The organism is Companilactobacillus huachuanensis, from assembly GCF_005404815.1.
GTDB lineage: Bacteria > Bacillota > Bacilli > Lactobacillales > Lactobacillaceae > Companilactobacillus > Companilactobacillus huachuanensis.
Genome location: NZ_BJDF01000008.1, coordinates 14,511 through 27,717 on the forward strand (window position 1 = coordinate 14,511; position 13,207 = coordinate 27,717).

General features: G+C 35.6%; 13 protein-coding genes. 1 reads left to right on the forward strand and 12 read right to left on the reverse strand.

Features of this window, described 5'->3' with window-relative positions:
* Positions 1–3 precede the first annotated feature (3 nt).
* The 6 genes from FFM71_RS05840 to FFM71_RS05865 form a co-directional block, all read right to left on the reverse strand.
* Positions 4–570, reverse strand: coding sequence for an SOS response-associated peptidase family protein (locus tag FFM71_RS05840; protein WP_137611236.1), 567 nt, complete (start codon positions 568–570; stop codon positions 4–6).
* Between the two features lie 790 nt (positions 571–1,360).
* Positions 1,361–1,783 (reverse strand): DUF805 domain-containing protein, encoded by a 423-nt coding sequence (locus tag FFM71_RS05845; protein ID WP_137611237.1) that lies wholly within the window; start codon positions 1,781–1,783, stop codon positions 1,361–1,363.
* 12 nt (positions 1,784–1,795) lie between these two features.
* On the reverse strand, positions 1,796–2,140 hold the full coding sequence (locus FFM71_RS05850; RefSeq protein WP_223876483.1) for a fluoride efflux transporter FluC: 345 nt from the start codon (positions 2,138–2,140) through the stop codon (positions 1,796–1,798).
* Positions 2,137–2,556 carry a fluoride efflux transporter FluC gene (locus tag FFM71_RS05855; RefSeq protein ID WP_137611238.1) on the reverse strand — a complete coding sequence of 140 codons (420 nt, stop codon included), beginning with the start codon at positions 2,554–2,556 and terminating at the stop codon, positions 2,137–2,139. The genes FFM71_RS05850 and FFM71_RS05855 overlap by 4 nt, the downstream gene beginning before the upstream one ends.
* A gap of 54 nt (positions 2,557–2,610) precedes the next feature.
* The gene (gnd, locus tag FFM71_RS05860; RefSeq protein ID WP_137611239.1) at positions 2,611–3,513 is read right to left on the reverse strand and encodes a phosphogluconate dehydrogenase (NAD(+)-dependent, decarboxylating); all 903 of its coding nucleotides are present in this window, start codon (positions 3,511–3,513) and stop codon (positions 2,611–2,613) included.
* A 123-nt stretch (positions 3,514–3,636) separates the two neighbouring features.
* On the reverse strand, positions 3,637–4,197 hold the full coding sequence (locus FFM71_RS05865) for a MerR family transcriptional regulator (RefSeq protein WP_137611240.1): 561 nt from the start codon (positions 4,195–4,197) through the stop codon (positions 3,637–3,639).
* A gap of 226 nt (positions 4,198–4,423) precedes the next feature.
* Here FFM71_RS05865 and FFM71_RS05870 point away from each other — a divergent pair, with 226 nt between their 5' ends.
* On the forward strand, positions 4,424–5,812 hold the full coding sequence (locus tag FFM71_RS05870; protein ID WP_137611241.1) for a hemolysin family protein: 1,389 nt from the start codon (positions 4,424–4,426) through the stop codon (positions 5,810–5,812).
* Positions 5,813–6,322: 510 nt separating this feature from the next.
* On the opposite strand, the gene FFM71_RS13380 is transcribed toward FFM71_RS05870, so the two are convergent.
* From FFM71_RS13380 to FFM71_RS05890, 6 genes are all read right to left on the reverse strand, one after another.
* A complete protein-coding gene (locus FFM71_RS13380; RefSeq protein WP_171000482.1) occupies positions 6,323–6,493 on the reverse strand; it encodes a hypothetical protein in 171 nt (56 codons plus the stop codon).
* A 33-nt stretch (positions 6,494–6,526) separates the two neighbouring features.
* Positions 6,527–6,685 (reverse strand): hypothetical protein, encoded by a 159-nt coding sequence (locus tag FFM71_RS13385; RefSeq protein ID WP_171000483.1) that lies wholly within the window; start codon positions 6,683–6,685, stop codon positions 6,527–6,529.
* A 577-nt stretch (positions 6,686–7,262) separates the two neighbouring features.
* The gene (locus FFM71_RS05875) at positions 7,263–8,018 is read right to left on the reverse strand and encodes a class I SAM-dependent methyltransferase (protein ID WP_137611242.1); all 756 of its coding nucleotides are present in this window, start codon (positions 8,016–8,018) and stop codon (positions 7,263–7,265) included.
* 608 nt (positions 8,019–8,626) lie between these two features.
* The gene (locus FFM71_RS05880; RefSeq protein ID WP_137611243.1) at positions 8,627–10,336 is read right to left on the reverse strand and encodes a putative glycosyltransferase family protein; all 1,710 of its coding nucleotides are present in this window, start codon (positions 10,334–10,336) and stop codon (positions 8,627–8,629) included.
* Between the two features lie 49 nt (positions 10,337–10,385).
* The gene (locus tag FFM71_RS05885) at positions 10,386–12,059 is read right to left on the reverse strand and encodes a putative glycosyltransferase family protein (protein WP_137611244.1); all 1,674 of its coding nucleotides are present in this window, start codon (positions 12,057–12,059) and stop codon (positions 10,386–10,388) included.
* A gap of 200 nt (positions 12,060–12,259) precedes the next feature.
* Complete coding sequence (locus FFM71_RS05890) at positions 12,260–12,601, reverse strand: iron-sulfur cluster biosynthesis family protein (protein ID WP_137611245.1); 342 nt, start codon at positions 12,599–12,601, stop codon at positions 12,260–12,262.
* Between the last annotated feature and the right edge of the window lie 606 nt (positions 12,602–13,207).

The window sequence follows — 13,207 nt, forward strand, 5'->3', positions numbered from 1 at the left end:
CACCTATTCTTCCACTTGTGATAGCAACCGTGGCATTGCGCTGTTTAAGAAATCCTTTGCAAAATCATCGTTATATATCCAAGCATTAATTTGATTTTTCGCCAATATCAGGGGCATCCGGTCATGAATTTCAATCATCGACTCATTAGGCTGCGTTGTAAATAAAATACTCTGCGGCACATCATCAAAATAATTATAACAACCCGCAATGAATAAAGTCTGCGGATCATTACTAAAATTAAATTTATATTTTTGTTTAGACTTGTTCCATTCAAAAAATCCCGTTGTTGGATAAACACAACGGCGTTTTAAAAATGAGTCCGCAAACATTGATTTCTGTTGAACCGTTTCTGAACGGGCATTGATAATTGATTGTCCTGTTTTAAAACCTGGAAAGCCCCATTTCATAGCGATAACCTTAACTTGTCGTTCTCCAGCAACAATTAATGCCGTATCATCAGTTGGAAATATCTCGCCCGTTTTAGGACTGTAGCCAGCGTCAACAGCCAATTGATAAATACGTTTAATTTCAGGATTCTTATCAGGTTGAAACATATAACGTCCACACATCGCCATCACCTCATTAAAAGTATTGCATAATTTTACCTTAAAATGAATTCGATCAATAGCATAATATTGAATTTGCCGTCTCCAGAGGTGAGGGTATTAACCTGCTATGCGGACCGGCCCGAGCCTGGGAAGCGGTCTCGGACCTCGGTTTGAATACTTGCACAAACCGCAAGTATCCAAACTCGCCCGGTGGTGTAACGGCTGAAGCCGTAACGCCACACCCACAGCTGGTTAATACCCTCACCTCTTCCGACTAATTTATTTCTCAATGGAAAATAATTCAATGAACATTTTAGATATATTAACAAATTCAAAATTTCAACTTTTATATAATGGCTTTTTATATAATTAGTGATAAGAGAATAAAAGTCATTTTCTACTTTAAAATTTCTAAAGTAAAAAATGACTTCTTTTTTGTGGTTCATAATGAAAAAGGACCCAACACAAATCTTTGATTTTATAACTGAAGATTGAAAGGCAAAAAATTAATATAGTCAATGTTGTTACGGCTTAGAGATAATTACCTTAAATAATCAGAAGTCTTTATTGCTCCTGCCATAAAAAAATAAACTAGTTGGAAGAGCTGAGAGTATTCATTTGCAGCGAAAGTGGCGTTATTGCTTCAGCAATTACACCACCGGACGTGTTGAAGACTCGCGGTTTTTGCGAGGCTTCAACCGAGGCTCGAGACCGCTTTCTGGCTCGGGCAGTTCCGCGCAGCAATTGAATACTCTCAGCTCTGGAAACGGCCTATCAAAATTGAATTAATAACCATATTATGTGCCAGTCTCTATATTTGCTTTGGCCATCTATTTCCAAAATCATGCTGTGGAAGACAAAGCAATACTATTAATGCGATTTCACCAATAAATGGTACCAATCCTAATAATATCCACCAACCACGTAATTTACGATCGTGCAACCTTCTGATCATAGCTGTAAAAATCGAAATCCAATAGTAACCTTGAGTAATTGCTAAAGCTACGCCAACTATCGAACTCCAATAAAAGTCATCTACTGGCATTTTGGTAATTGCCCATGCTAATAAGCTAACTATGACACCAGCCACAATGGTCATTCCTAATAAGCCCCACCAGAAATCCTTGCGACTCATTCTTTTTGCGCCAACGAACAAATCTTGAAAATACAATCTTGTTGAAGAAATTATTCCTGGGCGAAAACTTTCATTCCATACTGATTCTCTCATTTGCATTTTTAATTTCTCCTAAATGTGGATACCAACGATGAATCCCAAAATTCCAAATATGTACGTTAAAGTAAAGTACCAAAAGCAGCGCCAACCTTGATGTTGAAACCATAATTGACTTAGCTCCATATTGAAAGTTCCATACGTGGTAAATCCTCCACAGAATCCAGTTCCTAGCAATAATAATATCGCACCATTCTGAATTTGTGCAGTAAAAATACCCAAGGCAATCGCTCCCATAATATTTATTAATAGCGTTATGACGGGAAAATCAATTTTTATCTTGGATTGAATCAGCGTCATCTCATTGCGTAAGAAGGCTCCAACCGTGGCTCCACAACCAACAATTAAAAAATTTATCATTTGCGTGCCCCTTTTTCTTTCACGTAATCATTAAACGCACTCGACGCTGCCCAATAATTTCCAAGAACAGCTACCAGAAAGCCCCCGACCATCGTTATAGTCATATAAATTAACAACGACCACCACTGACCGTTACTATACAAGCGATATGCGTCAGACGTAAAAGTGGAAAAAGTTGTATATGATCCCAGCATTCCCGTACTTAATGTCAAAATCATTCTAGAAGATAAGTTGAAACGATCTTGTAAATAGTGAATTAAAAATGGCAAGAACAGTGCTCCACTTAAATTAGCAATCAGTGTTCCCAAGGGAAATCCGTGACTTGTTTTAAAAACTAAGCTTTCCAAGTAACGTAGGTCACTCCCAATAAAAGCACCCACGAATAAACATAAAAATACTTCGCTTCTTTTTCGCATTCTCCATTCTCCCATAAAATAAAAAAACTTGCCAACCGACAAGTTTTTTATAATTTAATTTTTACTATCAACCGCATGTCCGCCGAACTCATTTCTTAGAGCCGCAACGACTTTTCCGGTAAAGGTATCATCTTCCAGTGAACGGTAACGCATCATCAATGAAGCGGCAATAACGGGTGTTGGAACTTGAAGTTTCAAGGCTTCATCCAATGTCCACTTACCTTCACCTGATGAATGCATAACGCCCTTGATCTCATCCAATTTAGGATCCTTAGAAAATGCTGATTGAGTCAATTCCATCAACCATCCCCGGATAACGGAACCATGTTCCCAAACATTAGCTACGGCCTCATTATCATAATAGAATTGGCTGTGTTCCAAAACGTCGAATCCTTCAGCAATAGCTTGCATCATTCCGTATTCGATACCGTTATGGACCATCTTCAAGTAGTGACCACTACCGGCCTTTCCCGTATACAAGTAACCATCAGTTTGTGCGATTCCTTTGAAAATTGGTTCAATATATTCAAAAGCTTTTTCATCGTCGCCACCAATCATGAAGTTACCATCACGATTAGCACCACTCATACCGCCTGATGTACCAACATCGAAGAACTTAATATTTTTGGCTGTCAAAATTTTGTTGTGTTGCAATGAATCTTTGTAAAATGAATTTCCACCGTCAATAACGATATCATTTTCATCAAGAATTTCACTCAAGGTATCAATTGTTTGATTAGTTGGATCGCCTGCTGGCAACATTACCCAAACAATACGTGGTGCACTTAAAGTCTCAACTGCTTCTTGCAAGCTATCTTTAACTTGCGCCCCCAGTGTTGAAGCATCATTTCTAGCGCCGTCACTCAAATCAAAAGCAACCACTTTATTACCGTTGCGAATCAAATTCTCGGTCAAATTGATTCCCATCTTACCGAGCCCAATCATTGCTAATTTCAAAATTAATCCTCCTAATTTGTCCTATCACAAGTTCTAATTATACATAAAAAAGCCGCACCAAAACTAACATTTTGGTACGACCCGATTACATAAGAGGTTGATATCATAGGATTAATTGGCTGACTAGCCTTTGAATCTATTCCACCAATGTTCCTTTTTGTCGTCATTAACTTTTTCATTTACACGTTCTTTGATATTTTCATCAATTTTGACGTCAGTACTTTCAGCCTTTTCAGTAGCTTGTTGTTTCAAAGTATCCAATTCAGCTTGAAGTTGTTCTTTTGCTTTTTCTGCATCAGAAAGCTCTTCTTGAAGTTCTTTGATAGTCAATTCACGTTTCTTATTTTCAGATTCCAACTTGGCAACAGTTGTTTGTAATTCCGAAAGTTCCCCGTTTTGCTTGGCATCAGTATCAGCTTTAACGTCAGCTGTCGGATAAATTTGAACGGCAGCTGTTTCAAGGGTCATCTTTGGACCGTGACTCAACTTAACCATTTCTTTGAAATCTTCGATATTTTTCTGAGTATATAGACGGTTATTTTGAGTATTACGCTCAAAGTATTGGCCGTTCTCAGTTGTTCTTTCTACTATCAAAGAATATTTACGTAGCGTTGCAACGCTGATTCCTAAGTCCTTAGCAGCTTGTGCAGGAGTTAATAAATTATTTGTTTTTACTTTACTCAAAAGGATTCCCCCAAGGTTGTTTCATTCTCTTCATTATAAAAATAATGATTGGTAAGTTCAACTACAAAATTGTAACGTTACCAAATTAAAAACGTCATAACTACATTTTACCCATAAAATTGGATATACTAAAGGTGTAAAAATAAAATATTTACTCTTAGCCGACGCAGTCGGTTTTTCTTTGGTGTATAATTCGTCTTACAAGAATAGAAGGGGAAATCATATATTGTCTAGTTCTGTAATTACAACTAATTTTATCATCATCCTGATAACCTTTATCTTTGCCTTCTTCTTTGTGGCTGCTGAATTTGCCCTCGTGCAAACTAGGTCCAGTCAATTGGAAGATGCAATTCAAAAAGGTACTGGTAATACCAAGAAGTTAAAACGAGCCCTCATGATGGTCAATAACCTGAATGAGTACTTATCAACAACACAAGTTGGTACTAGTATCGCTGGTATCATTTTAGGTTGGATCGGTGAAAGTACTATCGAATATCTTTTAGTAGAGGTCTTCGGAGTAGTTCATCTTTCTGCCGGCGGTAGTAGCGGTTTACACGCTTTAAGTTCCATTATTGGTGTTCTTCTTCTAACTTACTTAGAAGTTGTTATAACGGAAATTGTTCCTAAGAATATTGCGATTGACATGCCTATGACTACATTGATGTTAGTCGTTACACCATTACGCTTCTTCCATCTAGCAGTTTATCCATTCGTTTGGCTGTTAAATGTTTCAGCGTCCGGAATCGTTCGTCTTTTAGGAATAAAACCAGCTGACTCTGAAAACGAAGTGTTCTCTCAATCAGAAATCCTCAGACTTTCCAAATCGTCCATTAAAGGTGGCGATATGGAACCCGACGACGTAATCTTCATGCAACGTGCCTTCGAATTAAACGATAAAGTTGCAAAAGATATCATGGTCGATCGAACAAGTCTTTACGTAGTTGATATCACTGACAAAGTAAAAGATGTTATCAAAGATTACTTACAACAAGGTTTCTCAAGATTCCCTGTTGTCGCTGATAATGATAAAGATAAAGTTTTAGGTTACGTCTATGCCTACGATATCGTTCGCCAAAACCAAGTTGACGGTGACGTTGGTATTAGCCGGATTTTAAGATCAGTCAACACCGTTCCCGAAACAATGCCCATCCAAGATATCTTGGATAAAATGATTAAGAAACAAACACCTATCGTTGTAGTCGTCGATGAATACGGTGGGACAAGTGGTATCGTTACGGATAAAGATATTTACGAAGAATTATTCGGTACCGTTAAAGATGAGATCGATGACGTTTCCGATGAGTATATCGTTAAAAACGACGATGGTTCATATAATATCTCAGGTAAAACGACGTTATATGACTTTGAACGTTACTTCAGAACCGACGTCAAGGAATTCCAAAAATCAGATATTATCACCGTTGGTGGCTATTTGATTGAAAAGTACCCTGACCTACATAAAGATTCTGAAATAATGATGGGAAATTTTAAGTTTGTAGTAGCAGAATTCGATCATGGATTTGTTAATTGGTTTAAAGTTTCAATTGATAAAACGGCCGTTACGAAACAGGATAATTTAGCATCATTGACAGACGTTGATGATTTAAAGGAATAGAAAGTGGAAGAGAGTGGAACTCGTTTTAGAGCCACTGCACATATAAAAAAAGGGAGTTGTTTCTCACTTGATATAAGGTTCTTTCTCAACTTTGTTTATACAAGGATTTCGTATGCGTATTTAATTTAGAAATTTGTCAAAAAGAGACTGTCTTTCACTTGAAATAATTCCAAGTGAGAAACAGCCTCTTTTTCTCATAACCAAAGTTGAGAAAGAACCATTTTATTTGTCGTGGCTTTTCTTCTTATTTTACTCATGAATAAAGATTGCGGTTAGTCATGTCCTTTTAGAATGAAGGCATCAATCATGAGAAGGATTATGAATATTAATGATCCCCAATTTGAAATTGAGTAAATATGCTTAAAAAATATGTCCTTAATTATTTCAGGAGCAAACAGAATACCTACCCAAAAAGATATGGTTTTATAAAATTTATAATTGATTTCCATTTTTTTTAATTTCATCACAATTAACACTTCATTCTCTAATAGATTTAATTATGTAGGGATACTATCTAAAATCTTTGTATAAATGATTATAATACGATTGTCTTTTTGTCATTTTTTTTAAAATATCGCCTGAATTAGAAAAAAGATATTCATAAGCAGCAGATACGATGCCTGATCCTTTTACTCCTCTTAATTGATTGTCTGTTATTTCTGAAAAGTTCATTTTTTTCATTATGATTACATCCTTTCATTTGTAACTCTATGGTTAGTTATTGATTGGTGAAGGCTTCATATGTTGATAGTGAACCATATTGGAATATGCATCGATTGCATCCGCAATGATCCAATTTGCTATACGATTTCCCCCATAAACTTTAAGTAATTGATTCTTATCAAGTTCTTCAAAAGAGTTTGTACATTTCATTAAAATTACCCCTTATAGAATATTTGTATTAGGATACCTGATCAGTAATCACTGTAAATACAAGTAATACTATAAACCTGTATATTAATTATAAGTATTGTGAAATATTAACGTACGTTATTTGAATATTAACGTTTATTTTTTGATGGACAGGCGTTTGTCAAAAAATAACGTTTTTGTACATGTTTGATAAATTTAAGAAAGATTTCAGATTTCGGAGTATATGGTTCTTTCTCAAGTTTGGTTGTAAAAGGATTCGTATGCGTATTTAATTTAGAAATTTGTCAAAAAAGAGACTGTCTTCCACTTGAAATAATTCCAAGTGAGAAACAGCCTCTTTTTTTCATAACCAAAGTTGAGAAAGAACCTATATAAGTGAGAAACAACTCCCTTTTCCTTACGGCTAATATTTAAACATTCAATCTAAAAATGGCCTCCAGAATACTATTGAATAAATTCCACCAAACTAATCGGAAGAACTGTGAGTAATAATCAACTATGGACGGCATTAGGCCTTTACTATTACGCATAGCAAGTTAATACTCTCAGCTCTGGATTCAGAATAACTTCAAAACCTTTATTTTTTAACAACATAACTAGCCCAAAATGTAGGGATATTAAAATCGTGCAACTTACCTTCACTATTAGTATCCTCATACAAATCAACAATCTGAAAACCAGCTTTAATCTGTCCGCGAAGCTGTTCATTCAAAGTATGTGAGAACTGTACACCTTCCTCTTCAGGTGGAAATTCAGCATTAACTGAAGAATCCTTCAAAGGATTATATGGCAAACTGTGAAAAAGTTTTGTTTCAGATTTATCAAAGATATAGTTAACACCGTTATCAAGACCTGCAATCAAACGGCCACCCGGTTTCAAAATTCGATAAGATTCATTCCAAACGGGTCGAACATCTTCAATATAGCAGTTAGCAACTGGTTGAATAATCATATCAAAACTATTGTCTGCAAATGGCAATGGCTTAGTCATATCGCCACGAACAATATCAATATTGTAGCCTTCTCTTTCAGCAACCATTTTTTCAGCATCTAATTGTTTTTGTGAGTAATCAAAGACTGTACAGACTCCACCTAAGGCTGTCAAAATAGGCATTTGTTGCCCACCGCCAGAAGCCAATCCCAGAATTTTCTTACCTTTAATAGGATCCGGATACCAGTCATTTGGAATCGCAACATTAGGTGTTAAAACCAACTTAAAGTCACCTTTTGTAGCGGCAATATATTCCTCATGACTAACAGGTTTGCCCCATTCCCAGCCTTCTTCAACCCAACCATCCACGATTTTTGCGTTGTAATCCGTATAGTCTTCCATCAGAAATCCTCTTTTCATTTTAAAATTATTCATTCAAAAACTAATGTCATCCATCAAATAATCCAGAGGCGACAATTTTTAATAATTATACTACTAATGATTGAAAGTTTAGTTAAGTATTCCGTTTCCAGATCTAAGAGTATTTTTTTATGGCAGGAATAATAAAATGAAAACGTTAAATAATCAGAAATCTCCATTTTACTGTTCCTGCTATAAAAAAAATAAACTAGTTGGAAGAACTGAGAGTATTCATTTGCAGCGAAAGTGGCGTTATTGCTTTAGCAATTACACCACCGGGCGTGTTGAAGACTCGCGATTCTTGCGAGGCTTCAACCGAGGTCCGAGACCGCTCTTTGGCTCGGGCCGTTCCGCGCAGCAATTGAATACTCTCAGTTCTGGAAACGGCATACTTAAACTTTCAACCTTTAGTTAAAATCAAAAAAATGAGTTGTATCACACTTAAAGAATCTGATGATTAGTGTGATACAACTCATTTTTATATAATTTGTCTATACTTAAAAATCTAAATTTCAAAAAAATTATTTTGTTTAAAAAACCATTTAGTCGTAAGGTCCGAGAATATTCTCACCCCTAGAGACGGCCAACTTCTAACGTGATTTACTATTTCTTAAACCTTCAATTTTATTAAAATCAACCAGATTTAATTTATTGATAAAACTAATTGCGATAATAACCAACAACGTCAAGAACGAGATCCGACGACTGGCCTTTTGTAACATTGTTTCAAAGTAATCGACCGTTACTTTACCGCTACCATTGATGGTAACTTGTGCCAAATTATTATTATCTTTATCCATCGTCAACTTAGAAACTTTCCCTGTAGACTGTTTTGACTGGAATCCATAATAAGCAATAATCGGTAAATCGACTTTTGCATTTTTGGCGTTCTTGAAGTTAAAACTCAAACGAGTTCCATACTGCTTAAAGTTACTTATCTTGGCCTTACCACTCTCAATTTCGGGCTTATGAGCCGTTCGTTGCAATTCCCCGACACTTGTACCAACTGGCAGATATTCTTGTCCTGCGCCTATACTGAAGGGCTCCTGTTGATTATATGTCTCATAGGTATTGAGTTGTAACGGCGAACCATTTACCAAACGGTAACTGCCTGAAATTGCGAATAAGAAAATTAAACTCATCAGGCCAATTTTGGCATATTTACTAGAAAGAAATCCCAATGGATCTGCCGCTATAACGATGGCCAATAAAATCGTAGCAATCATGTCAAAGCGCCATGGATATTGAATCATCTTGAGTGGTGTGTGATTGAAAATGACCCAAGGCATAACCTTTGTAGTACACAATATCATCAAAATCCCGATAACGGAAAACTGCTTTAATATCGGATTTTTAACTTTCGTGATCGAAACTAACAGAATAAACGCCGCCACTATCAATACCAAACCAATACTTGGTTGACCGATACCGTTATTCAAACTGAAAGTTACCATATCTGCAAAGTCAGTTGCCCCATTTGGCAAGAGACTCTTCGTTTGCGTCAAAATGAACTGGGTATGATGCATTTGCTCCATCATTGGAACAAAGTATGCCAAACTCAAAAGCCCAGAACATAACGTAGCCCACAACAATGACAACAGGCGTTTGGGATCAGCTTTCAACTCAGGAATTTGTGCTATTGCAATCATAATAATCAAGATTGCGACCAGCATTGGTGAAATGGCATGCGAATATATAATGCCTGTCATACCAAAAGTTAGATACAACCATTGTCTACGTTCTCCATAGAAAATTTCGTAAATTCCCAGCATTGCTAGTGGTAGAAAAATGAACGCTCCCACCTCACCGATATCTTGACGAAAGAGCATGTCATGTAAGCGATAGGTTGACAGTGTATAAACGAAACTGAACACTAAACTATTAAGATATTTGGGACTAACTTTGTAATAGCAGAGAAAAGCTACGCCAAAAGTTAAGAAGTTCAACAACCAGAAGTAACTTACAACTGCTTGTGCACTCGAAAAGCCTAACAAACGTAAGAATGCTGCTGGATAGAGCAAGAAATCTGAATAGAAAATATTAACTATATAACCAAATCCGTTCATAAATGACATGTTGATAAACGGAAATAATTGGTGTCGTTGTAACGAATGGTATAATCCTTCAATTCTCATCATATGGAAACGATTGTCGCTGCTTCCTAAATAAGCCCAGATTTTACCGTGAGAGACCTCAGTTTGATAAATTGCTAAAAAACTAACGAGAGCAAATAGTGCAATGGTGAAGATGACTGTGGCAATTTTCTTTGTTTTTTTATTTTTCAAAAAAGTTAATTGCATAAATTTTGATACCTTCCTTTGTAACATGCAATAGACTTTATTATACTAACTAATTCTTAAATAAAGATACTCTATTTCGCAATCTTTTCTGAAAAATAATAACGACCAATAAAATTATTAAACTAAAAATCGAGAATAAACTGCTGACTTTTTGAATCGTAGTCTTGTAATAATTAATTCGAACAGTCCCGGTACCATTGACTGTAACTTGTCCTAAGCCATTGTTCTTTAGATCCATTTTTAATGGCGAGACTTTACCCGTTGAGTTTTTTGCAGAGAATCCATAATAACTAATAATCGGAACGTCGATCTTAGCATTTTTAGCATTCTTAAAATTAAATTGAACTTTCGTTCCCTGTTGAGAAAAGCTACTGATTGAGGCTGTTCCACTCTTTAATTGTGGAATATGTGGTGTCGAGATCAGTTGATTCAAACTTGCATCCTTAGGCAAATACTCCTCGCCCCCACCAATACTGTAAATATCAAGATCATTGAACGAATCATAAACGTTATATTCTTTAGGATGATCAGTAATCAAAGCTTGTTCGGCACCAACAACCAAACCAAACGATAAACCGACCAATAAAACTTTTTTCCAACTGGTATTGAACCAATTCAAAGGGTCACTGGCTAGAAAAATTGCAAATAAAATTGAAACCAACATATCGAATCGCCAAGGAAATTGAATCGTATTCAGTGGTGTTTTAACAAAATATTTCCAAGGAAATAATGAAGTTGTCATGAATAATAATATTTCACCGATAATTGTGAAATCTCTGATTGCCTTATTTTTCACGAACCAGATGACAAATGGAATAATCAATGACACTATCAACATTATCAAGCCGATATTTTGAATGTATAAATTATTAACTAAACTCCAATTAAATAAATTTTTTAAATTCATCCCATTTTGTGAAACATCAATAAGTCGAGAATGTGTGAGTTTAAATTGGGTATGTTGCAATTGCTCGATCATCGGTAAGAAATACGCCACAGTCAGTGCTAACGCAACCGCACCTGCCTTTATTAATGACAAAATCCGTTTAGGTTCTTTAATAAGTGCTTTTAGACGAAATATGACCACCCAGAAAATGAAAACAGCAATAAGAATTGGTGATAATGCATGTGAATAAATTACCGCTACCATTCCTAATGTAAGATAGATCCATTGTTTATGATCCCCATAAAACACCTCGTACACGCCTAAAATAACGAGTGGCAGAAATGTTAAAGTTAACACTTCGCCCAAATCAAATCGACGAACCATATCGAAAATTCGATAAATTGATAAAGTATAAATTAGACTGAAAACTAAACTTTTATCATACTTATGACTGGCATGGTAAAAAGAACCAAAAGATATCAACAACGTGCAGAAATTCAGAAATACATAAAATAGCATGAATGCTTCAACCGTTGTAAATCCCATCATTCTCAAAAAAGCCGCCGGATAAAGCCACATATTTGAATAAAACACATTGGAAATATAACCGAATCCACCCATAAAGGACATGTTTACGATTGGAAAATATATGCCATGTTTCATTGACTCATATAATCCTTCAACACGCATAACATGAAAACGACCATCGTTATTCATACCTAAGAACGACCAAATATGACCACTCAAACTGGTTAGATAAATTGAAAAGATGCTAACAAAGATAAACAAAGCTAACGTTAATAAAACTTTATGTTTAACAATGAATTTTTTTATCATTTTTCTTCCTTGACAGAAAAAGGGAACTCAAAGACTAATGTCTTTAAGTTCCCTCAATATTTTTATTAAATTTCTATAGATTGGAAATTAATTACGGCCGATTGATGCTCTCAACACCCTCGACTAATTTTCATTAATTCTGATGCCTATAAGGCACAAAAATTTGTAGCAATCCCTAAAAATATCTAAAAATAATTATATTATTCAATGATATTAACACTCTTATCAATTATCTCTTTCGTATTCGCAAAAATCAACAATTGAGTCTTTGGATCAACGCGCAAGGACATTCCATCATCCAGAAAGTCCTTAGCACTATCTTTGAAATAGATGGTTCCAATAGGACTTTCAAGCTGAACCGAATAGTCACTCAAATCAGCATCTTTATCAAGTACGATAATTCTAAATTTCGTCAACAAAGCACAAGTACCCTCATCAGAATATTTGCCAAAACCATCGTCAAGGTCCAATAGAATTTTCTTACCATCCTTAACATATGGTTCCAATTTAGCTTGTGCTTCTTCTGTAATTTCAATTTTCATAATTTCTACTTCAACTTTTATTAAATATTATTACGCATAGTAGTAGTTGATAACTAAAGGTTGAAGGTTTAGTTAAGTATGCCGTTTCCAGAGCTGAGAGTATTCAATTGCTGCGCGGAACGGCTTGAGCCAAAGAGCGGTCTCAAACCTCGGTTGAAGCCTCGCAAAAACCGCGAGTCTTCAACACGCCCGGTGGTGTAAGGACTAAAGTCCTAACGCCAATTTCGCTGCAAATGAATACTCTCAGCCCTTCCAACTAATTTATTTTTTAATAACAGAATAATAAAACAAATATTTCTGATTATTTAAATAAATTAGCTCTATTCTTGTAACAACAATAGCGATATTAATTCTTCATCTTTCAACCTTTAGTTGATAATTAATTACAAATATTCACACCAATTATATTTTGGAATTTAAAATAGGCTAGGTATAAAATCAATTGAATATTTTCACATTCAAATAATAACAATTAACTAGTCGGAAGAGCTGGGAAATATTTATGTGCCGTGGAAGTGTTGTTATGGCTTTAGCCATTACAACACCGGGCGTGTTTGGAGACTTGACGAACTATGTCAAGGCTTCGAACTGAGGTTCGAGACCGCT